21 protein-coding genes and 1 tRNA gene are annotated in these 26,434 nt (G+C 72.6%); 16 read left to right on the top strand and 6 right to left on the bottom strand.

All coding sequences use genetic code 11. From position 1 onward, the window contains the following. Window positions 1-110: 110 nt before the first annotated feature. The 7 genes from serA to N8N77_RS12835 all read left to right on the top strand — a co-directional run bounded on the left by serA (window position 111) and on the right by N8N77_RS12835 (window position 8,418). A complete protein-coding gene (gene serA, locus N8N77_RS12865; protein WP_261167274.1) occupies window positions 111-1,700 on the top strand; it encodes a phosphoglycerate dehydrogenase in 1,590 nt (529 codons plus the stop codon). A gap of 2 nt (window positions 1,701-1,702) precedes the next feature. After that, the gene (locus N8N77_RS12860) at window positions 1,703-2,755 is read left to right on the top strand and encodes a 3-isopropylmalate dehydrogenase (RefSeq protein ID WP_261167273.1); all 1,053 of its coding nucleotides are present in this window, start codon (window positions 1,703-1,705) and stop codon (window positions 2,753-2,755) included. A gap of 71 nt (window positions 2,756-2,826) precedes the next feature. Continuing rightward, window positions 2,827-3,918, top strand: a complete 1,092-nt coding sequence (locus N8N77_RS12855; protein WP_261167272.1) for a branched-chain amino acid aminotransferase — start codon at window positions 2,827-2,829, stop codon at window positions 3,916-3,918. Between the two features lie 25 nt (window positions 3,919-3,943). Continuing rightward, window positions 3,944-4,711: a fumarylacetoacetate hydrolase family protein gene (locus N8N77_RS12850; RefSeq protein ID WP_261167271.1), complete on the top strand. Its 768-nt coding sequence runs from the start codon at window positions 3,944-3,946 to the stop codon at window positions 4,709-4,711. An 11-nt stretch (window positions 4,712-4,722) separates the two neighbouring features. Further along, a complete protein-coding gene (locus N8N77_RS12845) occupies window positions 4,723-6,702 on the top strand; it encodes a PQQ-binding-like beta-propeller repeat protein (RefSeq protein ID WP_261167270.1) in 1,980 nt (659 codons plus the stop codon). A gap of 48 nt (window positions 6,703-6,750) precedes the next feature. Beyond that, a complete protein-coding gene (gene gltX / locus N8N77_RS12840; RefSeq protein ID WP_261167269.1) occupies window positions 6,751-8,262 on the top strand; it encodes a glutamate--tRNA ligase in 1,512 nt (503 codons plus the stop codon). Between the two features lie 84 nt (window positions 8,263-8,346). Next, a tRNA-Gln gene (locus tag N8N77_RS12835) sits at window positions 8,347-8,418 on the top strand. Window positions 8,419-8,499: 81 nt separating this feature from the next. Here the strand turns inward: N8N77_RS12835 and N8N77_RS12830 are convergent. Next, window positions 8,500-9,213, bottom strand: coding sequence for a GntR family transcriptional regulator (locus N8N77_RS12830; protein ID WP_261167268.1), 714 nt, complete (start codon window positions 9,211-9,213; stop codon window positions 8,500-8,502). 222 nt (window positions 9,214-9,435) lie between these two features. Between N8N77_RS12830 and N8N77_RS12825 the strand changes: the two genes are divergently transcribed. Genes N8N77_RS12825 through N8N77_RS12785 form a run of 9 tightly spaced genes read left to right on the top strand, consistent with a single transcriptional unit; the run spans window position 9,436 to window position 22,473 of the window. Further along, complete coding sequence (locus N8N77_RS12825; RefSeq protein WP_261167267.1) at window positions 9,436-10,506, top strand: C45 family peptidase; 1,071 nt, start codon at window positions 9,436-9,438, stop codon at window positions 10,504-10,506. A gap of 17 nt (window positions 10,507-10,523) precedes the next feature. Beyond that, window positions 10,524-12,053 carry an ABC transporter substrate-binding protein gene (locus tag N8N77_RS12820; RefSeq protein ID WP_261167266.1) on the top strand — a complete coding sequence of 510 codons (1,530 nt, stop codon included), beginning with the start codon at window positions 10,524-10,526 and terminating at the stop codon, window positions 12,051-12,053. Between the two features lie 52 nt (window positions 12,054-12,105). Continuing rightward, window positions 12,106-13,035, top strand: coding sequence for an ABC transporter permease (locus tag N8N77_RS12815; RefSeq protein WP_261167265.1), 930 nt, complete (start codon window positions 12,106-12,108; stop codon window positions 13,033-13,035). Next, the gene (locus N8N77_RS12810) at window positions 13,032-13,910 is read left to right on the top strand and encodes an ABC transporter permease (protein WP_261167264.1); all 879 of its coding nucleotides are present in this window, start codon (window positions 13,032-13,034) and stop codon (window positions 13,908-13,910) included. Before N8N77_RS12815 ends, N8N77_RS12810 begins: the two co-directional genes overlap by 4 nt. Then, on the top strand, window positions 13,907-15,490 hold the full coding sequence (locus N8N77_RS12805; protein ID WP_261167263.1) for an ABC transporter ATP-binding protein: 1,584 nt from the start codon (window positions 13,907-13,909) through the stop codon (window positions 15,488-15,490). Before N8N77_RS12810 ends, N8N77_RS12805 begins: the two co-directional genes overlap by 4 nt. Continuing rightward, entirely contained in the window at window positions 15,487-17,589 is a 2,103-nt protein-coding gene (locus tag N8N77_RS12800) for a hydantoinase/oxoprolinase family protein (RefSeq protein WP_261167262.1), read from the top strand. Before N8N77_RS12805 ends, N8N77_RS12800 begins: the two co-directional genes overlap by 4 nt. Further along, window positions 17,586-19,601, top strand: a complete 2,016-nt coding sequence (locus N8N77_RS12795; protein WP_261167261.1) for a hydantoinase B/oxoprolinase family protein — start codon at window positions 17,586-17,588, stop codon at window positions 19,599-19,601. Before N8N77_RS12800 ends, N8N77_RS12795 begins: the two co-directional genes overlap by 4 nt. Further along, the gene (locus N8N77_RS12790; RefSeq protein WP_261167260.1) at window positions 19,598-21,463 is read left to right on the top strand and encodes an FAD/NAD(P)-binding domain-containing protein; all 1,866 of its coding nucleotides are present in this window, start codon (window positions 19,598-19,600) and stop codon (window positions 21,461-21,463) included. The genes N8N77_RS12795 and N8N77_RS12790 overlap by 4 nt, the downstream gene beginning before the upstream one ends. After that, window positions 21,460-22,473, top strand: coding sequence for a peroxidase-related enzyme (locus N8N77_RS12785; RefSeq protein ID WP_261167259.1), 1,014 nt, complete (start codon window positions 21,460-21,462; stop codon window positions 22,471-22,473). The genes N8N77_RS12790 and N8N77_RS12785 overlap by 4 nt, the downstream gene beginning before the upstream one ends. Before the next feature lie 177 nt (window positions 22,474-22,650). Here the strand turns inward: N8N77_RS12785 and N8N77_RS12780 are convergent, their stop codons facing one another. From N8N77_RS12780 to N8N77_RS12760, 5 genes are all read right to left on the bottom strand, one after another. Next, entirely contained in the window at window positions 22,651-23,397 is a 747-nt protein-coding gene (locus N8N77_RS12780) for an HNH endonuclease signature motif containing protein (RefSeq protein ID WP_261167258.1), read from the bottom strand. 90 nt (window positions 23,398-23,487) lie between these two features. Further along, window positions 23,488-24,207 (bottom strand): hypothetical protein, encoded by a 720-nt coding sequence (locus N8N77_RS12775; RefSeq protein ID WP_261167257.1) that lies wholly within the window; start codon window positions 24,205-24,207, stop codon window positions 23,488-23,490. Between the two features lie 155 nt (window positions 24,208-24,362). Then, window positions 24,363-24,896, bottom strand: a complete 534-nt coding sequence (locus N8N77_RS12770; RefSeq protein WP_261167256.1) for a hypothetical protein — start codon at window positions 24,894-24,896, stop codon at window positions 24,363-24,365. A 315-nt stretch (window positions 24,897-25,211) separates the two neighbouring features. Continuing rightward, window positions 25,212-25,874: a TraR/DksA family transcriptional regulator gene (locus N8N77_RS12765; protein WP_261167255.1), complete on the bottom strand. Its 663-nt coding sequence runs from the start codon at window positions 25,872-25,874 to the stop codon at window positions 25,212-25,214. Next, window positions 25,871-26,383, bottom strand: coding sequence for an O-acetyl-ADP-ribose deacetylase (locus N8N77_RS12760; protein WP_261167254.1), 513 nt, complete (start codon window positions 26,381-26,383; stop codon window positions 25,871-25,873). The genes N8N77_RS12765 and N8N77_RS12760 overlap by 4 nt, the downstream gene beginning before the upstream one ends. Window positions 26,384-26,434: the final 51 nt, after the last annotated feature.

Genomic DNA, 26,434 nt, shown 5'->3' with positions numbered 1-26,434 from the left:
CGACGGGAGCGACCCCGCGCGGCGGATAAGGTGGAAGCGACCGCGCCCCGACGGCGTGCGGCGCGTCGACCGATCACCGCGCGCCCGCTCAAGCACCAAAGGATTCATCCGTGTCGAAGCCCGTCGTCCTCCTCGCCGAACAGCTCTCGCCCGCCACGATCGAGGCCCTCGGGCCCGACTTCGACGTGCGCACCGTGGACGGTACCGACCGCCCGGCGCTCTTCGAGGCGCTGGCCGAGGCTAATGCGGTGCTCGTGCGCTCGGCGACGAAGATGGACGCCGAGGCGATCTCGCACGCACCCAAGCTCAAGGTGATCGCGCGCGCCGGCGTGGGCCTCGACAACGTCGACATCAAGGCGGCCACCACCGCCGGCGTCATGGTGGTCAACGCCCCGACGTCGAACATCATCTCGGCGGCCGAGCTCACGTGCGGCCACATCCTCAGCCTCGCCCGCCACATCCCGTCGGCCCGCGCGTCGATCGCCGCGGGGGAGTGGAAGCGCAGCAGCTTCACCGGCACTGAGCTGTTCGAGAAGACCCTCGGCGTGGTGGGACTCGGGCGCATCGGCGCCCTCGTCGCGGCCCGCATGCAGGCGTTCGGGATGCGCGTGGTCGCCTTCGACCCGTACGTCACGAGCGCCCGCGCCCAGCAGCTCGGCGTTGAACTGCTGAGCCTGGACGACCTCGTCGCGCAGGCGGACTTCCTCACGATCCACATGCCGAAGACCCCCGAGACGACGGGCATGATCGGCGAGGCCCAGCTCAAGGCGATGAAGAGCACCGCCTACGTCGTCAACGTCGCCCGCGGCGGACTGATCGACGAGGACGCCCTGTACGAGGCCCTCACCGCGGGCGAGATCGCCGGCGCCGGCCTCGACGTGTTCACGAGCGAGCCGCCCACCGACACGCGCCTGACGGCGCTGCCGAACGTCGTCGCGACGCCGCACCTCGGCGCGTCCACCGACGAGGCGCAGGAGAAGGCCGGCGTCTCGGTGGCCCGTTCCGTCAAGCTCGCGCTCGAGGGCGACCTCGTACCCGACGCCGTGAACGTGGCGGGCGGGATCATCGACCCGTTCGTGCGGCCCGGCATCGCGCTCGTCGAGAAGCTTGGCCAGGTCTTCAGCGGCCTCGCGCACGGCGCCCTGCAGCACCTCGAGATCGAGGTGCGCGGCGAGCTCGCCGACTACGACGTGAGCGTCTACCGCCTCGCGGCGCTCAAGGGCATCCTCGCGAACGTCGTGAGCGAGACCGTCTCGTACGTCAACGCCCCGGTGTTCGCGGAGCAGCGCGGCATCGAGACGCGCATGATCGTCGAGAAGGAAAGCCCGGAGTACCGCAACATCACGATCCTGCGGGGCACGCTCTCGGACGGCACCACGCTCAGCGTGGCCGGCACGCTCGCCGGCACGCGGATGGTGCAGAAGATCGTCGGCATCAACGGCTACGAGATCGAGGTGCCGATCGCGGCGCACCACGTCGTCATGCGCTACGACGACCGCCCCGGCATCGTCGCCATCTACGGCAAGATCTTCGGCGACGCGGGCATCAACATCGAGGGCATGCAGGTGGCGCACCCGATCGACGGGCAGGCCCTCTCGATCGTCACCGTGAACGCCCGCGTGCCCGAGGACCTGCTCGCGCAGATCGGCGAGGCCATCGGCGCGTCCATCGTCCGCCAGATCGAGATCGTGGAGGACTGATCATGTCGCGCACCATCCGGCTCGCGGTCATCCCGGGCGACGGAATCGGCCCGGAGGTCACGGCGGAGGCCGTGAAGGTTCTCGAGGCCGCCACGGCCGGCACCGACACGGCGTTCGAGCGCACCGAGTTCGCGCTCGGCGCCGGCCGCTACCTCGCGACGGGCGACGTGCTCACGGACGAGGACCTGGCGGACATCGCCGCGCACGACGCGATCCTGCTCGGAGCCGTCGGCGGCGTGCCGAACGATCCGCGCCTGAAGGACGCGAACATCGAGCGCGGCCTGCTCCTGAAGCTGCGGTTCGCGCTCGACCACTACGTGAACCTGCGCCCGTCGCGCCTCTACCCGAGCGTGCCGGGGCCCCTGGCCGCGCCGGGCGACGTCGACTTCGTCATCGTGCGCGAAGGCACGGAGGGAGCGTACGTCGGCAACGGCGGCGTGCTGCGGCCCGGCACCCCGCACGAGATCGCCAACGAGCTGGGCGTGAACACCGCCTACGGGGTCGAGCGCGTCGTCCGCTACGCGTTCGGCCTCGCCGAGCGCCGCTCCCGGCGGCTCACCCTCGTGCACAAGACGAACGTGCTCGTGAACGCCGGCGCCCTCTGGAACCGGATCGTCACCGAGGTGGGCCGGGAGCACCCGGACGTCGAGGTGGATTACCTGCACATCGACGCGGCGACCATCCACATGGTCGACAGGCCGAGTAGATTCGACGTGATCGTCACCGACAACCTCTTCGGCGACATCCTGACAGACCTGGCCGGCGCCATCACCGGAGGCATCGGCCTGGCAGCCTCGGGCAACATCAACCCCGAAGGCGCCTTCCCCTCGATGTTCGAGCCCGTGCACGGATCGGCGCCCGACATCGCCGGCACCGGCACGGCCGACCCCACGGCCGCGATCGGCTCGGTCGCGCTGCTGCTCGACCACCTCGGCCTGCACGCCGAGTCGGAGCGCGTGACCCGCGCGATCGAGAGCGACATCGCCGCCCGGACGGGGGAGCCCCGCAGCACCGCGCAGGTCGGCGACGCGATCGCCGCGCGGCTGCAGGCGTAATCTTCCACTGACGCCTCACCGTCGGATCCCGCGATCCGGCGGTCACCGGCACACACGCAGACAGGACCGACATGACCACTGCCGCCCCCACCACGGAACCGCTCTCGTTCGCGGTGACGAAGAACCTCGCCGCGAAGAGCCCCGCCGAGCGCGAGGCGCTGCTCGTCGATCCGGGCTTCGGCACCGTCTTCACCGACCACATGGTCGACATCTGCTGGTCGGAGAAGGGCGGATGGCACCGGCCGCGCGTGCAGCCGTACGGACCCATCCCGCTCGACCCGGCCGCGGCCGTGCTGCACTACGCGCAGGAGATCTTCGAGGGGCTGAAGGCGTACCGCCACGCCGACGGCGGGGTCTACACGTTCCGTCCCGAGCAGAACGCACGGCGCTTCAACCGCAGCGCGCGTCGCCTGTCGATGCCCGAGCTGCCCGAGGAGCACTTCCTGCAGTCGCTGCGGGAGCTCATCGCGGTCGATGGGGCCTGGGTGCCCGCCAACCCCGACCAGACGCTGTATCTGCGGCCGTTCATGTTCGCCAAGGAGGCGTTCCTCGGCGTGCGCCCCGCGAAGAAGTACGCGTACTACCTGATCGCGAGCCCGGCCGGCTCGTACTTCTCGGGCGGCGTCACACCCGTGCGGATCTGGCTCAGCGAGAACTACGCGCGCGCCGCCAAGGGCGGCACGGGCGCCGCGAAGACCGGCGGGAACTACGCCGCCAGCCTGCTGCCGCAGGCGGAGGCCGCCGCGCAGGGCTGCGACCAGGTGGTCTTCCTCGACGCCGACGGCAACATCGAGGAGCTCGGCGGCATGAACGTGGTGTTCGTCAAGAAGGACGGCACGCTCGTGACCCCCGAGTCCGAGAGCATCCTCGACGGCGTCACGCGCAACTCGATCCTCGAGCTCGCGGCCGCGCGCGGCCACGCCGTGGAGCGCCGGGCGGTCTCGCTCACCGAATGGCGCGAGGGCGTCGCATCCGGCGACATCGTCGAGGTGTTCGCGTGCGGCACCGCGGCGGTCGTCACGCCGATCGGCGCGCTCAAGGGCGCCGGGTTCGAGGACGAGCAGCCGGCCGGCTCGCTGGGGCTGTCGCTGCGCGAGGAGCTGACCGACATCCAGTACGGCCGCCGCGAGGACACCCACGGCTGGCTGTACCGGCTGGACTGACGCCACGCGTCGCTAGGCTGGCCGGGTGAAGATCGCGCGATTCAGCCACAACGACGCCATCCGCTACGGGATCCTCGACGACGGCGAGCTGGTCGTGCTCGCGGGCGATCCGATGTTCGCGGGCTTCGAGACGACCGGTGAGCGCGTGCCGCTGGGCGACGTGGCGCTGCTGGCGCCCGTCATCCCGCGCTCGAAGATCGTGTGCGTCGGTCGCAACTACCGCGCCCACGCCGCCGAGCTCGGCAACGATGTGCCCACGACGCCGCTCATCTTCCTCAAGCCGAACACGAGCGTGATCGGCCCCGGCGACGCGATCGTGCGCCCGCCGCAGTCCCAAGACACCCAGTGGGAGGGCGAGCTGGCCGTGGTCATCGGCCGCATCGCCAAGAACGTGCCCGCCGCCAACGCGATGGAGTACGTCTTCGGCTACACGGTGGCCAACGACGTCACGGCGCGCGACCTGCAGAACTCCGACGGACAGTGGGCGCGCGCGAAGGGCTTCGACACGTTCTGCCCGCTCGGCCCTGCCATCGAGACCGAGTTCGACGTCGCCTCCGGCGAGGTGATCACGCGGCTGAACGGCGAGGAGCGCCAGCGCGGCGCGTTCGCCGACATGGTCTTCGACATCCCGTTCCTCATCGAGTACATCTCGGCGGCGTTCACGCTGCTGCCCGGCGACGTCATCCTCACCGGCACACCGGAGGGGGTCGGTCCGTTCCGGGCCGGCGACACGGTCGAGGTCGAGGTGCCGGGCATCGGCATCCTCCGCAACGTCGCGCGCGACGCCGCCTGAACGGATCGCGCGTGGCGGGGGACGACGGGGAGGGCGGTCAGGGCGAGGGCGACGGCCTCGACTGGTCGCACCTGCGCTCGCCCCTCGAGGGGCTGCCGCCGATGCCCGGCGTCGGCGGGGCCGAGGCCCGTGGCGGGGCCCGCGACGAGCTCGTCGTGCCGCCGCGCCCGGTCGCGCCGGAGCCGGCGCCCGAGCCGTGGGCGCCCCCGGATGCGGCGCCCTCGCCGGCGGCCGTGAACGCCGAGCTGCCGCCGTACGCGCGCGCCGCCGCGTCGTCGCCGCACGCCGGGCCGCCGCCGTACGGGGGCGCGACGCTCCGCGCCCGGCCACCCGCGCAGGCGCAGGGCTACCCGGTCACGCCGTACGCGCACGGGGGCACCGTGTCGCCCCGCACGAGGCCTGGCCGCGGCCTGGCCATCGCCGCCCTCGCGATGGCGGCCGTGGCGGCACTTCTCGCGCTCGTCCCCCTCGCCGGACTCCTTGCCATCCCGCTGGCGATCGCCGCGGCGGTGCTCGCCATCGTCGCGCTGGCACGCCGCGCCGCCGGCCGCGGGATCAGCGTCGCGGCGCTGATCATCTCGACGATCGCCTTCATCCTGCCGTGGGTGGTGACGGTCGTGTCGATCCTCGCGATCGGAGACGGCATGTCGTCGGGCGGGACCGATCCGGGCCCCGACCTCGCCGAGGCGCCGGAAGCCGCACCGGCCTGGACGGTGTCGGCCCCCGCGCTGCGCCCGGGGGAGGACGACGTCGAGTTCCGCCGCACGGTCGACGGGACGATCGACGACGCGCAGCTGATCGAAGCGGGCGACACCTGGGCCGTCGTGAGCGCCGTCGTCGGAGACGACCTCACCCCGCGCGCCTACGCACTGCACGGGCTCGATGCGCAGACGGGCCAGGAGCGCTGGCGGCGCGAGAGCGGCGATCTCTTGCGGTGCGCGCGGCAGCCTCTGGGCGGCTCGCTCGCGTGCGCCGAGGCGTCGCTCGATGCGGAGGGCGTGCCGGCGGGGTTCCGGCTTCTCGCGCTCGATGCCGCGACCGGTGAGGTGCTCGCCGAGACGCCCGTCGACGCCCTCGTCTCGGCGATCGCTGTCTCGGGTGGCACGGTCGTCGTCATCGACGAGCCGATCGACGGCAGCGGCCTGCGCGTGCTCGGCTTCTCGTCCGCCCTCGACCCGGCCTGGGTCGTCGACCTGTCGGCGGAGGAGAACCGGCGCGCGATGCTCTCGGACGGCAGCCTGGTGTGGCGCCACGAGCCGTGGCGCACCGCGCCCGGATTGGATCGGACCCGGCTGCGTCACGTCGGTCCGGAGGGATCGATCCTCGCCCTGTGGGCGGGTCAGGCGACCGCCTTCGTGGACGTCGGCACGGGGCGGTTGTGGGGGATGCCGCGGTGCTCGCGACTGGTCGACGATGGCCAGCGCCTGTGGTGCAACGAGGGCGAGCACGCCGCGATCTACTCGTACGAGCTCGATCGGCTCGGGCAGACGCCCGACGGACAGCGGCTGATGTTCCCGTCGCTGGCACCGTACCGCGACAGCGACGTGTCGCCCGCCCTCACGAGCGGCGAGGACGGCGTGGTCGCCCGGCCCGACCCGCAGGGCAACGTCGGCGATCCGCTCATCGACATGGGGCTGGGCGATGCCTTCGGCATGGAGCTGCAGCCGACGGCCTTCACCTCCCAGGGGCGCACCTACCTGGCCGGTGCCGCGGGCCTGGCCCGCCTCTCCGCCGACGGCGCCGCGCTGGACTGGACAGCGGAGGGCATCGAACCGCGGCTCGCGCCGTTCGAGGTCGACGGCGTGCTCTACGCACCCGACGTCATGCTGGAGGACTCGACCGCCGACGTCGCGGCGCTCGAACCGGACGCCGGGACGGTCGTGAGCGCGTTCGCCACCCCGCTCGAGGCGAGGGAGCTGTACGTCACCCCCGCCGGCCGCGTGGTCGGTCAGTGGGCCGACGCGCTCGGCCGGTACGAGGCGCTGCCCTGAGAGCCGGCCCGTATCTCGCGGGGGACCTGCGGAACTAAGCTGGACGGGATGGCTACTCCCGATCCCCGCACCACGACGGCGACCGGCGCAGACGTACGCGTGCGTTTCTGCCCGTCGCCCACCGGCCTGCCGCACGTCGGCCTCATCCGCACCGCGCTGTTCAACTGGGGCTACGCGCGCCATCACGGCGGCAAGCTCGTGTTCCGCATCGAGGACACCGACGCCGCACGCGATAGCGAGGAGAGCTACCAGCAGCTGCTGGAGGCGCTGCGCTGGCTGCGCATCGACTGGGACGAGGGCGTCGAGGTGGGCGGCCCCCACGCGCCGTACCGCCAGTCGGAGCGCCACGACCTGCACCGCGAGGTGCTGCAGAAGCTCATGGATGCCGGCCTCGTGTACGAGAGCTTCTCGACGGCCGAAGAGATCGACGCGCGCAACGAGGCGAACGGCCGCCCCAAGCAGCAGGGCTACGACAACTTCGACCGCGACCTCACCGAGGAGCAGAAGGCCGCCTTCCGGGCGGAGGGCCGCCAGCCTGCCCTGCGGCTGAAGGTGCCCGACGAGGACATCACATACGTCGACCTCATCCGCGGCGAGGTGACCTTCCCCGCCGGTTCCTTCCCCGACTACGTCATCGTCCGGCCCAACGGCATCCCGCTCTACACGTTCGTGAACCCCGTGGACGACGCGCTCATGGGTATCACGCACGTGCTGCGCGGTGAGGACCTCATGCCGTCGACGGGCCGCCAGATCGTGCTGTACCAGGCGCTCATCGACGCCGGCGTCACAGACTTCATCCCGCGCTTCGGTCACATGCCCCTCGTGCTGGGCGACGGCACGAAGAAGCTGTCGAAGCGGGACCCGCGTGCCGACCTGTTCCTGCAGCGCGAGAAGGGCTTCATCCCCGAGGGGCTGCTCAACTACCTCGCGCTGCTGGGCTGGTCGATCGGACCGGACCGCGACGTGTTCTCGCTGGACGAGTTCGTCGCGGCGTTCGACATCGCCGACGTCAACCCGAACCCCGCCCGCTTCGATCAGAAGAAGGCCGAGGCGATCAACGGCGACCATATCCGCAAGCTCGCTCCCGAGGACTTCGCCCAGCGCATCACCCCGTACCTGTACGCCGCGGGCGTCGTGGGGGAGGAGCTGACGGAGCGCGAGGCGAACCTCATCATGGCCGCTGCGCCGCTCATCCAGGAGCGGCTGCCGCTGCTCGGCGACGCCCCCGGCATGATCGGCTTCCTCTTCGTCGACGAGATCGCCCACGACGACGACGCGCTGGCGTCGCTGCCCGACAACGCCGCCGACGTGCTGCGAGCCTGCATCGACGCGCTGGAGGCGCTGCCCGAGGCGGACTTCGCGGCGTCGCGCATCCAGGAGGCCCTCTCGGCCGCCCTCATCGACGGACTGGGCCTGAAGCCCCGGGTCGCGTACGGCCCGCCCCGCGTGGCCATCACCGGCCGGCGCGTCTCGCCCCCGCTGTTCGAGTCGATGGAACTGCTCGGCCGCGAGCAGTCCCTCGCGCGGCTGCGCGGGCTCGTGTCGCGACTCGAGCGCTGACACGCGCGGCGGGCGCGATGGTTTGGCCGCCCCCGCCGCGTGAGGTAAGCTAGACAGTCGTTGCGGCCGATGCCGCACGGCCCTTGGGGTATGGTGTAATTGGCAACACGGCTGATTCTGGTTCAGTTGTTCTTGGTTCGAGTCCAGGTACCCCAGCTTTTCGAAAACCCCCGCTTCGGCGGGGGTTTTCTCGTTCCCGGCCGCAAATCCCTGGGGCCTCGGTGGCGCGCGTGTCGGTCAGCCCGTCTCGCCGCCGTACGGCGTGGTCACCCGCAGCGAGATGCGCCGGCTGGCATAGAACGTCACGTTGACCTCGTGGACGACGCCGTCGGCCCCGCGCAGCAGCGCCTCGCGGAGCAGGAGCGGCTCGCCCGGCGTCACGTGCAGCTGCTGCGCGAGCCGCTCGGACGCGCTGAGGGCGTCCACGCGGGCCTCGCACGCGGCGAGCTCCACGCCGAAGGCGTGCGCGAACGACGTCGCCATGTCGGAGTCGCTGCGGCCCGCGGGGGAATGGCGACGGCGTTCACTGGCTCGCCAGAACGACGTGCGCACGGCGAGCGGCGTGCCGTCGAGCTCGATCCTCGAGTCCGAGAGGAGGAAGTGGGTCTCGGCCGGGTCGCCGAAGAGGTCGCTCAGCACCGGCGAGCTCGGCACGGAGTCCTCGTGCAGGGTCACCTGGCGGTAACGCTCCACCGGTGAGGCCTGGTAGGCGAGGGGCAGGTCGATCGCGAAGTCGGCGAAACGCCCCTCCGCGGTGGTGCCCGCGCGCTGCCGCCGCCGCACGAGGCCGTCGGTGGTGAGTCCGGCCAGCGCCTCGCGCACCTCCGTGCGGCTCGCGCCCGTCGCCCGCTGAAGATCGCGCTCGCTGATCGGGGTGAGGGGCGAGGAGAAGCGCCGCACCCAGGAGCGGACGAAGGCGTAGGAATGGCGGATGCGGGGGGCGGGAGTCACCCGGTGAAGACTACCGAGGCCGACCGGCTGTGTTGCGTTCCTTTTCATCACCCGCGTTTTTCCGCGCCACACCCCGCGGCCGCCGCGGCCACGCCCGCGAATTGGGTCCCGCCACGCGGCGCGCGGCGCCCGGGCCTTCCGCGCGCGCTTAGCATCGAACCCGCTGACCCGACGAGGGCGACCCGTGCCGGGCGACCCCGTTTCCCAACGAGAGGCGAGTGCATGACCGCGTGGCAGAGCATCCGGCTCGACGACCCCGTCGATCCCGATGCCTCCGACGCCGACATCGTCTACGCGGCGGGCGATGCACGCACGCGGGGTCGCATCCACGGCACCGTCGCGGCGAAGAAGATCGCCGCGAACGTGGCGCTGATCGACCGCATCATCGCCGACCACCCCGGCTTCACCCGTGCCGACTTCGACGAGCTGGTGGCGCGCAATCGCCCCTTCGCCACGGCGCAGGACCCCGACCTCGCGGAGATCGTCGCGGGCATCGCCGACGGCGCAGGCCAGCCGGAGGACCGCATCTGGGGACTGAACCTCCCGGCTCACTTCCTGCTCGGGCGCATCCCCCAGGAGTGCTCCCAGCTCTACCTCGGACCGGGCAGGGCCGAGGGCTCCTTCCTGACGAAGACGCGCGACTTCCGGGACGACCGGTCGTTCGCGCAGGTCGCCGTCGTCACCGACCACGGCGACGGGCTGCGGACGATCGCGGGCCACACCGCCGGCTCCGTCACCTGGCCGGGTAGCGGACTCACGTCGCACGGGGTGGCGTACTCCACCTCCGGGGTGTGGTCGGACCGCGTGCGTGCCGATCCGGCCCGCGCCGACTCCGCCTGGCTGCTGTTCAACGGCGACCTGATCGCCCGCACGGCCCGCAGCGCGCGCGAGTTCGCCGCGCTCGCCGATGCCCAGTCGCGCATCGTGGGCATCAACCTCGTCACCGCCGACGCGGACGCCGCGTACGGGGTGGAGCTCACCGCGACGGCGTCGTCGATCCGCGCCGCCGAGGGCGGGCGGCTGATCCGCACGAACCACTACGTCACCACCGAAGACGAGTTCGGCGCGATCGGCCCGCGAGAGGCCGAGTACGAGAACACCTTCCGCCGCGAGCGCTTCCTCGCCGACGAGACCGCGGACGAGGGCGCCGCGCGGGAGCTCGCCGACGTCATCCGCATCATGGAGGCCGCGCCCATCTGCCGCGAGGCCGAACCGGGATCCGGCAGCGTCTCCGAGTACACGTCCGTCGCCGACATCACCCGCGGCACCTTCGCCATCCGCTTCGCCGGCTGATCACCTCCCGAGGACTCATGAACACCACATCCCGTGCCCTCAGCGTCATTGCGGCGGGAGCCGCCGCGCTCCTCGCCCTGACGGGCTGCAGCTCCGCCGTCTCCGGTGGCGAGGGCGAGGCCGCCGAACGCGACACCCTGCGCATCGGGCTGTCGGGCGGCGTCAACACGCTCGACCCGCACAACACCGCGAGCGTCGGCAGCGACCTGTCGGTGATCGGCTCGATCTATTCCGCGCTCGTGCACCGCACGCCCGACGGCGAGATGGTGCCCGACGCGGCGGAGTCGTGGGAACAGGTCGACGCGCTCACCTGGACGTTCGAGCTGGATCCGGACGTGACGTTCAGCAACGGCGACCCCCTCACGGCGGACGACGTCGTGTGGAACTTCGAGCGGGTGCAGGACCCCGACCTCGCGCTGCGGCTGCAGTCGTTCTTCACGAACGTCGAGGAGGTGACGGCGGAGGGCGACACGACCGTCAGCATCCGCACCGCGCAGCCGGATGCCGATCTGCTGCAGAGCCTGTCGTTCTTCTACCTGCTGGACCCGGACTGGGCGCAGGAGAACGACCCGTCGGGGGCCGCCATGGGCTCGGGGCCGTACACGCTGACCGACTACACCCCCAAGGGTGCGCTCACGCTCGAGGCGCGCGAGGACTACTGGGCGGATGCGGCGCAGATCGCGACGATCGAATACGCCGATCTGGGCAGCTCCGAGGCCGAGGTGAATGCGCTGCAGACGGGCGAGATCGATCTCGTCAGCGGCCTCTCGCCGAAGGACATGGCGCGATTCGAGGGCGACCAGTCCGTCGTGCTCGAGGCGCTCGAATCCAGCCGTGCGGCGTTCGTGAAGCTCAACACGCGGCTCGACCCGGTTTCGGACGTGCGGGTGCGGCAGGCCCTGAACTACGCGGTCGACAAGCAGGCCATCATCGAGGCGATCCTTCGCGGCACCGTCGAGCCCAGCCGTGGGCAGATCCTCACGGAGAACTTCACGGGCTTCGACCCCGACCTCGAGCCGTACCCGTACGACCCGGAGCGGGCCCGCGAGCTGCTGGCGGAGGCCGGGTACGCGGACGGGCTCGAGATCGCGCTCGAGTACCCCACGGATCAGTACGTGGAGGCCGAGGCGATCGTGCAGGCCGTGGCGGCGCAGCTGGCCGAGGTCGGCGTCACCGTCGACATCTCGTCCGCACCCTTCGACGTGTGGCTGTCGAAGTACGTGCAGGAGGGCGACATGGCCCAGAGCATCTACATCACGCAGTCGTGGCAGACCACGAGCGGGTTCCTCGGCCTCTTCGAGCAGAGCAGCCCCTACGCGTACTGGGACGACGACGAGTACACGCGTCTTCTCACCGACGCGCGCTTCGCCGCGACGCCGGAGGAGCAGTCGGCGGCGTACTCCGAGACCCTCGCGTACTTCCGCGAGCAGGCTCCCGTGCTGTTCCTCTTCCCGCAGCCGGCCATCTACGGCATGGACGCCGCGCTCGAGTGGACGCCGTCGCCGGACGGCTGGATCCTGCCGTACGACATGAGCTTCACGGAATGACGCGGGCGGTCGTCCTCGCGGCGGCCGCGACCCGGGAGGGGGCGGCCGCCGCGTGATCTCCTACCTGGCGTGGCGGCTCTCCGCCGCCGTCCTCGTCGTGCTTGCGGTGACGACCACGTGCTTCGTCGCGCTGCACCTCTCGGGCGACCCCGTCCTCATGCTCGTGCCGGCGGGCGCCCCGCCGGAGGTCATCGAGAACACCCGCAGGGCCCTCGGCTTCGATCAGCCGTTCCTGACGCAGTTCGGCACGTTCGTCGTGCAGGCGCTCACGGGGCAGTTCCCCGACAGCATCGTGACGGGTCGCCCCGCCCTGGAGCTCGTGCTCTCGCGCGTGCCCGCGACGGTCGACCTGGCAGTCGTCGCCACGATCCTGGGTCTCGTCGTGGGGCTCCTGCTGGGGTGGCTTGCCGGCGGCGTCCGCTCGGGGCTGGTGCGGGGCCTCGCGACGTCCGTCACGTCGCTGCTGCAGGCCACACCCAGCTTCTTCATCGCCGTCGTCGCGGTCCTCGTGATCGCGGTGAACCTGCGGCTGCTGCCCACGGGCGGATCCGGATCGCCCGCGCAGCTGGTGCTGCCGAGCACCGTGCTCGCCCTCTCGATCGCCCCGAGCATCGCCCGCGTGTTCCGCGGCACGCTCGTGGGCGTGCGCGACGAGGACTTCGTGTTCGCGCTGCGCGCGCGGGGCGTGCGCGAGTCCCGCATCGTCGGCCGTCACGTGCTGCCGAACTCCTCGCTGCCGCTGGTCACCGTGCTCGGCATGGAGTTCGGAGCGCTCCTCGGAGGCACCGTCATCATCGAGCAGATCTTCTCCTGGCCCGGTGTCGGCCGGCTCATCGTCGACTCGATCTTCCAGAAGGACTATCCGGTCGTCCTCGCCGGGGTCATCTTCCTCAGCGCGGCGCTCGCCGTCCTCAACATCATCGTCGACCTGCTCTATGTCGTCATCGACCCGCGCGTGCGGCTGGCCGGTGGTTCCCGATGAGCGGCATCCGGAACCTGCGCCGTCGCGTCGCGGCCCGCGATGCGGGACTGGTCATCGGCGTCGCCGCCACCGCCATCGTCCTTCTCGCCGTGACCGTCGGGCCGGTGCTGCTGCCGTTCGATCCGCTCGCGCAGGACCTCCCGTCGGCGCTGCTGCCGCCCGGCAGCACCACCGAGCGCGGGCTGCACCTGTTCGGCACCGACGACCTGGGCCGCGACGTGCTCGCGCGCACGCTCGCCGGCGGCCGCATCCCCATCCTCGTGGGGCTCGGCGCGGCGCTCATCGGCGGTCTCATCGGCACGACGCTGGGCCTGACCGCCGGATACCTCGGCGGCGCGACCGACAACGTGCTGTCGCGCCTGGCCGATGTGCAGCTGTCGCTGCCGTCGATTCTCGTGGCGCTGACGCTGCTGGCGTTCTCCGGCCAGAACATCGTGATGCTCGTCGCGGTGATCGCCATCACCGGATGGCCCACGTACTTCCGGCTCATCCGCGCCGCGGCCATCCAACTGCGCGCCCGCCCCTTCGTCGACGCCGCCATCTCCTCGGGGCAACGGGGTGTGTCGGTGATCGTGCGTCACCTGCTGCCGAACGTGCGGGTGCTGCTGGTCATGTGCGTCACCCTGGATTTCTCGCGCGCGATCCTCATGGAGGCCGGCCTGAGCTTCCTGGGTCTGGGCGTCTCGCCGCCCGCGCCCGACTGGGGCCTGATGGTGTCGCAGGGGCAGTCGCAGCTGACGATCGCGTGGTGGATGGCCACGTTCCCGGGCATCGCCATCGTGATCCTCGTGCTGGCCGTCAACCTCATCGGTGACTGGCTGAGCGCGCGCCGGGAGGTCGCCGACGCGGCCGCCGAGAGGGTGGTGCAGGCATGACGTCGCTTCTCACCGCGACCGACCTGCGCGTGGCGTACGCCGGCGGACACCGGGCGCTGCGCGGGGTGGATCTCGTCGTGCCGGCAGGGGCGGTGACCGCCGTCATCGGTGAGTCGGGCAGCGGCAAGTCGACGTTCGCGCGAGCGGTGCTCGGGATGCTTCCCGACGGCGCGCGCACCGAGGGCGACATCGCGTTCGACGGCGCGTCGCTCACGGGCCTGCCCGCGGCGCAGCGCCGCGCCCTGCGGGGCCGGCGGATCGGATACGTGCCCCAGGACCCGGTCACCAACCTCGACCCGCTGCAGCGGGTCGGCGGCGCGTTGCGTGAGGCGCTGCGGGCCGCCGGCCAGGGACGAGACGATTCCCGGGTGCGCGCCCTCCTCGCCGACGCCGGATTCGATGACCCCGACCGCATCGCCCGCCGGTACCCGCACGAGCTGTCGGGCGGGCAGCGTCAGCGCGTGCTCATCGCGCTCGGTCTGGCCGGGCGGCCGCAGCTCGTCGTGGCGGACGAGCCCACCAGCGCCCTCGACGTGACCGTGCAGAAGGACATCCTCGACCTGCTCTGCGCGCGGGCGACCGAGGACGGCGCGGGGCTGCTGCTCATCACCCACGACATCGCCATCGCGCGCGAGCGCGCGCATCACGTGGTGGTGCTGCGGGACGGGGCGGTGGTCGAGCAGGGCGCCCCCGCCGAGCTGGGGGCGCACCCGTACACGCGCGAGCTCCTCGGAGCGTCGGCGCGACTCGTCGCCACGCGGGCGCCGTCGCCCGTGTCCGACCCGGTCGTGCTGGCCGGCGCGGGCCTCACGAAGACCTACGGCGCGCGCCGTGGCCGCGTACAGGCCCTGCGCGAGGTCTCGTTCGAGCTGCGGCGCGGCGAGACCCTCGGCATCGTCGGGCAGTCCGGCAGCGGAAAGAGCACGCTCGCACGCGCGCTCCTGCGCCTGCACGAGGTGGACGACGGCGAGCTCACCGCCGACGGGGAGTTCGATGTGCGTCGCGCGCGCGGCGCCGCGCTGCGCCGCTACCGGCGCCGCGTGCAGCCGGTGTTCCAGAACCCGTATGCCTCGCTCGATCCCGCCTACTCGGTGGAGAGCACGCTGCGCGAAGCCATCCGCCTCGGCGGCGGCACGGCGGACCCGGGCCGGCGCGTGCGCGAGCTGCTCTCGCTCGTGGGGCTCGAGGAGGCGCACGCCGCGCGCAGGCCCCGCGAGCTCTCCGGTGGCCAGCAGCAGCGTGTCGCGATCGCGCGGGCGCTCGCGTTCGAGCCGGAGACGATCGTGCTCGACGAGGCGGTCTCGGCGCTGGATGTCGTGGTGCAGCAGCGCATCCTCGACCTGCTCGCGCGGCTGCAGCGCGAGCTCGGGGTCGCGTATCTGTTCGTCTCGCACGACCTCGCGGTCGTCCGTCAGGTCGCCCATCGCGTCATGGTGATGCGCGACGGCGAGGTCGTCGAATCGGGGGAGACGGCGCGCGTCTTCTCCGAGCCGCGGCACGAGTACACCCGTCGCCTGCTGGAGGCGATCCCGGGCGGTCTGCCCGAGGCGGAGGACGTCGGCGCGAAGGAGGACGGATGACGATCGGGCGCTATCGCATCGGGATCGATGTGGGGGGAACCTTCACCGACTTCGTCGTCGTGGATGTCGCGGGGCGGCGACCCGCGGTCTCGTTCAAGGTGCCGAGCACGTCCGACGACCCCGCCCGCGCCGTGCTCGAGGGTCTCGCCCACGCGACGGGGGAGCTCGTCACCGCGGACGAGATCGAGGCGATCGTCCACGGCACGACCATCGGGTTGAACGCCATCGTGCAGCGCACCGGCGCGCACGTCGGCCTCGTCGTCACGCGCGGCTTCCGCGACGTGATGCAGCTGACGCAGCGGCTCCCCGAGGAGTACAACCTGCGCCAGCCCCACCTGCCCTCGCTCGTCGCCCGAGCCGACATCGTCGAGATCGACGCGCGGCTCGACGCGCACGGCACGGTGTTGGCGGCGCCGGACGCCGGCGAGGTCGACCGGGTCGCCCGGGAACTCCGCGCGCGCGGCGTCACGGCGGTGGCCCTGTCGGTGCTGCACGGCTACGCCGACCCCGCATTCGAGGCGGGCATCGCCGCGGCCATCGAGGAGCGCCTCGGCGACGTGCCCGTCTCGTCCGCGGCGGCGATCTGGCCGCAGATCCGCGAGTACGAGCGGACGGCGCTGGCGACCATCAACGCGTACGTCGCCCCGCTGATGCGCCGCTATCTCGGCGCGCTGCGCGAGGGGCTGCGCGGGCTGGGCATCGCCGCGCCGCTGTTCGTCACGACGAGCGCGGGCGGCTGTGTCGGCGTGGAGTCGGCCATCGACCGACCGGTCGAGACGCTGCTGTCGGGGCCCGCATCGGGCGTCATGGCAGCGTCGCTGCTGGCGCGCACGACGGGCGCCGACCTCATCTCGCTCGACATGGGCGGCACCTCGACCGACATCTCCGTCATCGCAGACGCGACGCCCGCCTACGCGACGCGCAGCGAGGTGGGCGGCATCCCGCTCATCACGCCGGTCGTCGACGTCAACGCCATCGGCACCGGCGGCGGATCGATCGTCTGGGTCGATGGGCAGGGCATGCTGCGGGTGGGCCCGCGCAGCGCCGGCGCCGTGCCCGGGCCGATCGCCTTCGGTCGGGGCGGCGAGGAGCTCACGCTCACCGACGTCTACCTGCTCGCCGGCATCCTCTCGCCCGCGTCGTTCGCGCACCGCTTCGGCACGCTGCGGCTGGAGCGCGCCCGCGCCGAGGCCGAGCGGATCGCCCGCGCGCTCGGGCACGAGGGGGACGATCCCGTGGCGTTCACCGCATCGGCCGTGCTCGAGCTGTCGACGACGCTCGCGGCCAGCGAGCTGCAGAAGATGCTCGCGCGCCACGGGTACACCGCGGGGCAGTTCTCCATCGCGCCCTTCGGCGGGGCCGGCCCCGTCGCCGGCGCCCTCCTGGCCGACGAGGTGGACGCCCGCGAGGTGCTCGTGCCGCTCAACGCCGGTACGTTCTGCGCGCTCGGCGCGGCGTGGTCCGACATCCGGCGCGAGCTGCTGCGCGGTGTGGGCCGACCGCTCGCCGAGAGCGCGCCGACGGTGGCCGCCCTGGCCGACACGCTGCGCCGCGAGGCCGTCGCCTGGGCGCGCGCGCAGCTCGGCGACGCCGGGGGACACACGGGCATCACGGTGGCGACCGGGTTCTCGGCCCGGTACCGCGGGCAGGCATACGCCCTCGACGTGCCGCTCGCGGCGGACGAGGAGCTCGACGCCGCCGCGCTCGCCGAACGATTCCACCTCGTCCACACCGACGAGTTCGGGTACCGGGACGCGGCCTCGCCGATCGAGGTCATCGCGGTGCGCGCCCTCGTCACTGTGCCCGCCGCCGGCACCCCGAACCTCGCGGCGCGGCCCGAGGACGACCGGGACGCGGTGCCCGACCGCGAGCGACGCATGCTCGTCGCGGGCGGATGGCGGGCCGTGCCCGTGCGCGGCCTGGCCGATCTCGCCGGCGGCGCGTCGGTGGCCGGCCCCGCCGTGTTCGACCTGCCGGACTCGACGGTCCTCGTCCCACCGGGGTGGACCGCGGCCGAGACGGACGGGGCGATCCGCCTCAGCCGCACCGCGGGGGTCGCGCGCGACGCGGCACAGGAGCTGATGGGAGCACGGGCATGACCACGACGCCGTCCTCCGCGCCGCGGAGCCTGCACGCGCCCGCCGTGGCCGCCCGCCTGCAGGCGATCGCGGTGGAGATGAGCTACACCATCAAGCGCACGAGCCGCTCGCTCTACGTCAAGGACGGCGAGGACTTCTGCGCGTCGATCGCGGGCCTCGACGGCCTGCTGCTGGCCGCCCCCGACTCGGTCGGCTCGACGCTGCTCACGATCGTGGACGTCTCGGCCGCCGTGGACGCGGTGGGGCCGCTCGGGCCGGGCGACGTGCTCATCACGAACGACGCGCACAGCTCGCAGGGGCTGAGCACCCACCTGCCCGATATCCACGTCGTGGCGCCCTACTTCCACGAGGGCGAGCTGGTGGCCTACGGCTGGGCCTTCATCCACTGCTCGGACATCGGCGGGCGGGTGCCGTCCAGCGTGTCGCCGTTCAACCGCACCGTGTTCGAGGAGGGCCTGCAGATCCCGCCGATGCTGCTGGCCCGCGGCGGCGAGCTGAACGAGTCGCTCTTCGACCTCATCCGGCTCAACACCCGCACCGCCGACGCGAACGTCTCCGACATCAAGGCGATGCTCGCCGGCCTGCGTGCCGGGGAGCGGGAGGTCACGGCGCTCGTGGACCGGTACGGGCGCGACGCGTTCGTCGCGATCCAGCGGGAGCTGCAGGAGGGGGCGGCGGAGCATGCCCGGTCGCTCTTCCGCGGCCTGCCGGCCGGCACTTACCGGTTCAGCGATTTCCTCGACGACGACGGCGTCACCCGTCACCCCGTGCGCTTCCAGGTGACCACGACGATCCGTCCCACCGGCGACGTGGTCGTCGACTTCGCCGGCACCGACCCCCAGGTGTCGTCGGCGTACAACATCGTCAGCCACGGCCGCCCGCACGCGATGGTCACGGGACGCGTGCGCTCGGTGCTGCAGACGCTCGACCCGGCGACGCCCGTGCACGGCGGGCACGTCGGTGCCCTCACCGTGCAGGCGCCGTCCGGGTCGGTCGTCAACGCCGACTATCCGGCGGCGATGGGCGTGCGGCACGGATCGGCCGTGCGCGTGTCGGATGCGATCGGCGGCTGCTTCGCGCAGGCGGCGGCGCACGTCATGCCCGCCGCCGGCAGCGGCGTCGTCATCCCGATCGTCGTGTCGGAGCAGCACGCACACGGGCGCTCGTCGCAGGTGCTCACGCGCATCTTCGGGGGGTTTGGCGGCGCGTACGGCCTCGACGGCCACGACGGCAAGGACAACAGCTACTCGAACCTCGCCTCCAGCCCCATGGAGTCGTCCGAGTCGGAGCTGCGCGTGCGGGTGCTGGACTACTCGCTGCGGCCCGACTCCGGCGGCGCGGGGCGCTGGCGTGGTGGCATGGGGCGGCAGCTCTCCTTCGAGATCCTCGCGGACGGCACGCAGATCCTCGGCCGAGGGCTCGAGCGGTTCACGTTCCGTCCGTGGGGCGTGGCCGGCGGCATGCCGGGCGAGAAGATGCAGCTGATCCTGAACGAGGGCACACCGCGAGAGCGCGAGCTCGGCAAGCTCGACGTGCTGGCCGTGCAGCGCGGCGATGTGGTGACGTTCCGCTCCCCGGGCGGGGGCGGCTGGGGTGACCCCTTCCTGCGCGATGTCGACGCCGTGCTCGCGGATGTGCGCGCCGGCCTCGTGTCGGTGGGAGCCGCGCGCGAGCAGTACGGTGTCGTGATCGTCGGGGGAGAGGTGGACCTCGCGGCGACCGAGGCGGCGCGCGGCGCGCGCCCGATCGTCGAGGAGGACGCGAAGGCGTTCTCGTTCGGCCCCGAGCGCGACGCGTGGGACGAGGTCTTCCCGCCGGACTGGTACGACCGCTTCGAGGCGGCTCTCTTCGCCGCCGACCCCGGTGACCGCTCCCGCGTGCGTGGTGCGCTGCTCGACGCCGTGCTGGCCGTGCTGCCCCAGGGCTTCCCCAACGACCCGGGGTCCGTCGAGTCGCGCCTGGCCGCCCGAGACGAAGCGGAGCGGTTGCTGGCCGAGCTGGAGAGTGCATGACGTCGCTGGCGATCGTCGGCGGCGGACCGCGGGGGCTGTCGGTGCTCGAGCGGCTCGGTGCCGGCCTCGGGCGAGAGCCGCACGAGGACCTCGAGCTGGTGCTCTACGAGCGGGGCGCGCCGGGCGCGGGCCGCGTCTGGGACCCCGATCAGCCGCGCGAGCTGCTCATGAACACGCGGGCGGGGGAGGCGACGATCTTCGCGGACGAGACCGTGCCTGTCTCGCTGCCCCGGCGTCACGGTCCCACGCTCCTGCAGTGGGCGCAACGTGTCGCCGGCGCCGCGGGGTGGGACGGGGAGTGGGCCTGGCTGGCCCCGCCGGCTTCGTCGGATGTCGCCGCCGATCTGCGTGAGGTCTGTGCGCGCCTCGCGCCCATGGACTTCCCGCCCCGCGCTCTATACGGCGCATATCTCGTCTGGGCGTACCGCGCGGTCCGGGCCGCGCTGCCGGCAGGCGTGGCGGTGCGGCACCTCGCGCGTCGGGTCGTCGACGTGCGCGACCTCGGCGAGTGCGCGGTCGTCGTGGACGAGGACGGTGGCGAGACGATCGCGGAGGCGGTGGTGCTGGCGCTGGGCTGGCTCGACGCCGAGCACCCGCGGCCCGTCGACCCGCGGTGGGTGGCGCCCGACAACCCCCTGGACCAGCCGCTGGACGCGATCGAGCCCGGCGAGGCCGTTCTGCTGACCGGTCTCGGGATGAGCCTGTTCGACAACGTGGCGCGTCTGACGGAAGGGCGCGGTGGCGTCTTCTCCCCGCGGCCGGACGGGACCCTCGCCTACACCGCGAGCGGGCGGGAGCCGCGCATGCTCGTCGGGTCCCGCTCGGGGCGGCCGTACTGGCCGAAGCCGGAGCTGCGCACCGCGGCGGCACCTCCGTCCCGGCGGTTCCTGAACGCCGTCCTCGCACGCGACGGTGTCCTCGACTTCGATCACGACGTGTGGCCGGCCCTTGTCGCCGATGCGGCGGCCGCGCACCTGAGCACGCTCCGCGAGCACGACCCGGACGCGCTGCGCCCGGGAGCGGACGTCGACGGCGCGTTCGACGCGCTCCTCTCGCACGGGCCGCGCGCCGCGAGCGGCCTCGCCGCGTTCGCCGAGCAGGTGCTGCGAGAGCCGCTGCGCGGCCTGGCCGCCGCCGATCTGCTCGATGAGGATCCCGTCGCGCCGGCGGGCGCCGCCTGGCTGCACGCGCGCTACCGGCGCATGGCCGAGGAGGCCGAGCGCGGGGAGGGCAGCCCGCTGCTGCGCGCGCTGACGTCGTTCAGCGGTGGCCGCGCGCGCCTCGCCGGCCCGCTTGCCGCAGGGCGCATCACCGCGGCGTCGCGCGCGTCGGGTTACCGGCGTTACCACGCGATCGCGCGTCGGCTCGGCGGTGGCCCGCCGCTGGTGCGCGTCCGCCAGCTGCTGGCGCTCGTCGAGAGCGGGCATGTTCAGCTCCTCGGGCCCGGCGTCGCGGCGGACCGGCGCGGCGCGGGTTTCCGAGTGCGCGACGTCACCGGCGAACGCGGGACGGTGAGCCACGTCGTCGAGTCGTGGATGCACCACCCGACGATCGCGCGCACGGCCGATCCGCTGCTGCGCGCGCTGCGCGACCGCGGTTCCGCGCGCGCCTTCACGGCCCGCGATGAGACCGGCGCGGCGCCCAGCGATGCCCTGCACGTTGATCCCCGCGACGGGGCGCTGATCGCCGCCGACGGCGGGCGCTCCCGCACGATCCGCTCCGTCGGCATCCCGTCCGACGAGCAGATCGGCCACAGCATCGTCAGCCCCGTGCCCCGCACCGCGTCCCGGTTCCTGCAGGAGACGGACGCCGCGGCGCGGGGATCCCTCCACGCCGCCGCCCAGATCGGAGCCCCCGCATGACCTCTCTGCGCGCCTCGCTCGGCCCGCTCCTCGACGCGGTCGACGCCCGCATCCTGCCGCCCACCGGCGGAGGCCCGCTGACGGTGAGACAGCGCCTGCGCGTGGCGTACCGGGTGGCCCTCGTCAACGAGGCGGCGGCGATGAGTGGACGGCTGGAGCGACGGCTGCAGGAGCACGGATGGGGCGCCGACGTCGCGCTCGTCGACGACCCTGCGGGGTGGGACGCCCTGGGAGACGACGACACGGCCCTGCTCGAGCTCGCCGATCAGATGGCGGTGGACCCGTCCGACGTCGACGGCGACGACATCGCGCGCGTGCGTGCGTTGGGCATCGCCAGCGCAACGGTCGTCGCGACGGCGCAGGTGGTCGCGTACGCGAGCTTCCGCACCCGCCTCGACGAGGGCCTCGGGCTGCTCGGGCGCCCCGAACGTGATGGCGTCGCCGCGCCCCTTCCGCCACTGCACCGAACGCTGCAGCCCGGCGCCGAGACGTTCCCGACGCTGACGTGGCGCCCCTGGGTGGAGCCGGCAGAGGTCGTCCGCCACGATGGCGACGGCCTGCCCGCGAAGCTCACGCCGTTCTACCGCACGCTGGCGCACGAGCCGGAGATCCTCGCCGCCCGCACCGCGCTGTACGACGAGATCATGGCCGGCGAGGGCGCGCTCAGCCGGCAGGACCGCGAACTGGTCGCCCTGGCGACCTCCCTCACCACGGGCTGCGAGTACTGCGCATCGGTTCACGGCCGCCGGCACATGCAGCTGTCGCAGGACCGCACGACCGCGGTCGCCCTCGCCACCGTCGGCGCCTCGGCGCTGCAGACCGAGCGAGACCGCGCCCTCGTCGCCCTCGGTGCCCGCGCCGCGCTCACACCCTCACGGCTGGACGGCGCCGACGTGCGCGCCCTCGAGACGGCCAAATTCTCTCCGGCCCAGATCGCGGACGCGCTCGCCGCGGCGGCGCTGTTCGCGTGGGCGAATCGCCTCATGATGACCCTCGGCGCGCCCGCGTAACTGCCCTCGCCGGGCTGCGGGCCGGCGCTCGGCCCGCGAGCGCTCCGCGTAGCCGCCCGCGGTTCTCGCGCCGAGCCGCGCGGGGAGCCAGAGGCCGGCGGGGTGATCGCTCCGCGCGGGTCGGACACCGGGCAGTCGCACGCCCGCCCCCACTTGTTCGCACCCCCTTCCTCTCCGTCACGCGGGTTGCGGCTCGCGGGCGACAGCCCGTGGTCGCCGCCGCTGAGGGGGTGGAGGAGGCTGCGCGGGACGGTAGACGCGGTCCGGATCGATCCATGCGGGAGCCCGGACCTCGGGTGTGCCGTTGCGCATCCGCACGCCCCAGCCGGAGCGCTCGAGGTTGTGGTGGTGCCACCAGCACAGGAGGACCCCGTTGTCGGTGTGGGTGGCGCCGCCTCGCGAATGCTCCTCCACGTGGTGGATCTCGCACCATGCGGCGGGAATGGTGCACCCAGGAATGATGCAGCCCCGGTCGCGGGCCGCGATCGCGCGGCGCTGGTGGGCGTTGAAGAGGCGTTCGGGGCTGCCGAGTCCCATGATGCGGCCGTGCCGGTTGAGGAGGATCCTCTGCACGGCTCCCGTGCACGCGATCCGGTGCGTCAACGACGACGGAACGGGAACGTCGACACCGTCCAGGTGCACCGGACCGCCGGTGCGGAGCGCGTCGGCGGTCACCGTGACGAGCAGGGTCGGCGCGGCGCCGCCGAGCGTCGGCGTGTCGGCTGCCTTCGCCGCCGTGTGAATGAGGGCGGTGAGGACGTCGTGCCGCTTCTGGGCCGTGCTGCGCGGGTCATGCACGATGTCATCCGGGCCCCAAGGCGTCGCGGCGACGTCGTCCTCCGGGGCGGTGGTGTCGCCGCCGCGCCCCGCGTCGCCCTCGAGGGTCGGGCTGAACCGGACGGCGGGATTCAGTGCCTGCGGCATCGTTCCGCCTGCTCAGTACGGGGCGGCGGCGCGAGACCATACGGGTCGTCGCGTTGCGGAGGCGAACGGTGATCGTGGCTGCCGCGCGACTCAGCAACCGGGCCCGGCGGGGTTCTCGAGGCACGTCTGCTGCACCAGGCCGGTGTCGGCCGTGACGGCCTGCACCGTCCGGGCGGCAGCGGGGGAGGCGACGAGACCGGTGACCGGGCGCGTGCCCCAGGGGCCGAAGTCGACGACGGCGGCGAGCATGACCGTCGCGGTGATCTGATAGTGGCCGCGCGCCGCGTAGGCATGGCTGGTGGGCGTGGGCGTGAACTCGGGTTGGCCCAGTTCGTCCCAGGTGCCACCGTTAGGGGGAACGGTCTTGGTGGTGCCGTCTCCGTAGTCGATCCTGATCTCGACGGGGGTGAAGTGCACCGACATGGGCAGATCGAAGAGCGAGCCGGTCGCGCTGTGTTCGCCGCTGCGGACGATCACGTTCATGGGCATGCCGACGACGGCGACGCCGTCGGGTTCGGTGCCGACAGCGGGGGTGGCGGGGGCGAAACGGGCGACGTCGGACGCCTGAACGGGAGGGATGACGGGCGCCTCCCCTTCGGCTGCCGGCGGCTGCTCGTCGGGCGCGTACTCCTGCCAGCAAAGACCGTCTGCACGTGGCGACGTCTGGTCATCGCGGCACGGCCCCCATCGCGGGTCGCGCTCGGGTCGCGGCTCGGGCTCGCCGCTGTCGCCGCCTCCGCCGTCGCCCGAAATCGGCTGTGTGGTGCCACCGTCGCTATTCGAGGAGCCGCCGCCACCCGGGTGCGTCACGGTACCACCCACGCCGACGCCTGCACCGTCGTTCTCGATCTCGCAATCGCTGACCCACCCCCACCCACCACAGTCACGCGCGGCCGCATTGGCTGGCGCCGCGCTAGCCCCGCCGAGGCTCCAAGTACCCACCGCGGCCAGGAGAACGGCAACCATCAATCGCATGAGGGTTCGCCCTCGCGACCCGTAACACCTGAGATCTGGAGATGGGTGCGCGTCTCAGTGCTCCAGGTGAAATCGACGAGGAGCGCTTGAACATCCGATCTGTCGGCACTCACGACGGAGGTGCCGTCCGTGTTCAGTACCTCGACGTCAGAAACATCGAGACAAGCGTTTAACGAGAGCGCGCTTCCCCTGAATGAACCGGGTACAGGTTCTACGAATGATGCAACAGTCGTTCCTGTCTTTGTCCAACCGGAAGCCGACATGGTGGTGAACTCTTCTCGAGTCGCTTCCAGAGCGCCGTTAGCCAACCAGTTGTAGACAGGCTCGAGCGTGGACGGATTCTGAAGGTCAGCGCCGTTCAGCGCCTCCACATACGCACGATACGTTTGCTCGGCGGCCTTGAACGCCTCCGCTTCGGTGGTGAACCCGGTCGGCGTCGGCTCGGGTTCGGGCTCGGCGGCGCAGGCCGACAGCGCGAGAGTGATGCCCACGGCCAGGGCAGCGACGAGCGGCGAGCGCGACATGCGTTCACGGTAGCGAGTGTGCGCGCCGGGCTGCAGCGATTGTCCACAGTCCGGTAGGGAGGGCGAAGAGGGCGCATGCGGTGACCGATGACGGATCGGTGCGATCGGCGGCCCCACTGCAGCGTGCTCGCCGCGCGGCCCCGATCGCTCGAAGAACCGAGAGGCGGCGCACTCACGGAGCGGGATGCCACGCTCGCGACGTTGGCCGATCGCCACAATCCGTGCGCCGCGGCACCAGGTCGCCGAGGTCTCCGACCGGCGGCCAGCGGTCCGAGGCCGGCAACCCTCGTTGCACGTCACGACGACCGTGTCGGCTCACCCGATCGCGGCGCAGCGCACGCACAGCGAGGCGCTGGGCCGGGCGCGCAGACGCTCGACGGGGATCGGGCGCCCGCACCGAGCGCAGGATCCATAGGTCCCGGCGTCGAGCCGGGCGAGCGCGTCCTCGACGTCGGAGAGCTCGGTGGCTGCCTGGGCGTCGAGACCCGCGAGACGCGACCACTCCTCGGCGAGGGTGCCGCCCTCCGGGTCGTGCTCGTCGTCGGCGGTGGCGGCCGAACGCGCATCGGCCATGGTGACGCGCGCGTCCTCGCGGCGCCGGCGTCCCGCCAGGAGGTGGGCGCGCCGCTCCTCGAGGATCTGTCGGAACTCGCCCGGATCGATGGGGTCGGAGGGATCAGTCGGCGACCGGCCGTCGGAGGCGTCGGTACGGGCCGCGTCACCGGCTGCCGCGCCCCAGGCCGCGATGCCGGCCGGCAAGCCACCGCTCGCCCCGTCCGCGGACCCGCGGTTCGAGTCGTCCGTCGCCTCACCGCCCGCCTGACGTGCCGACGCGCGGGCCGCCGTTGCCGCGCCGGGCGCTCCCGTCGACGCAGGCCCGGCGACCGACCCGCCGTCGGTGGTCCCGCTCGGCGCGTCGGTTCGCGGACGACCGTTCGTCTGCGGGTCCGGCGCGGTCGCATCGCCGTCCCGCGTCACGATGCCCCCTGCGCCTCGACGGCTCGTTGCACCAGCGCGAAGGTGGCGTCCTGGAACGCGACGATCCTCGCCTCCTCCACGCGGCCCGGCGTCGCGGCGATCGCCTCGACCGCGACGGCGACGGCGTCCTCGAGCGGCCAGCCGTACACGCCCGCGCTGATGAGCGGGAACGCCACCGTGCGTGCCCCGAGTTCGTCGGCGACGTCCAGCGCGCGGCGATAGCAGGACGCGAGGAGGCCCCGGTCCCGCTGCCCGGCCGCGTGGTTCGGCCCGACAGTGTGGATCACCCATCGCGCGGGAAGGGCGCCGGCGGTCGTCCAGCCTGCGTCTCCGGTGGCGAGCCCGCGCGGGAAACGGGCGATGCAGTCCTCGAGGATGACGGGTCCGCCGGCGCGGTGGATGGCGCCGTCGACGCCGCCCCCGCCCCGCATGCCGTTGTTGGCCGCGTTGACGATCGCATCCACCCGCTGCTCGGTGATATCGCCCCGCACCGCTGCGATCCTGGTCATGATCCCAGTGTGAAGGATGTCGCCGACAGTGGCACCGAATACCCCCGGGGG

It is taken from the genome of Microbacterium sp. Marseille-Q6965 (assembly GCF_946151065.1).
Classification (GTDB): domain Bacteria; phylum Actinomycetota; class Actinomycetes; order Actinomycetales; family Microbacteriaceae; genus Microbacterium.
The sequence above is the reverse complement of the archived record's forward strand: the minus strand, read 5'-3'. Positions and strand labels throughout refer to the sequence as shown.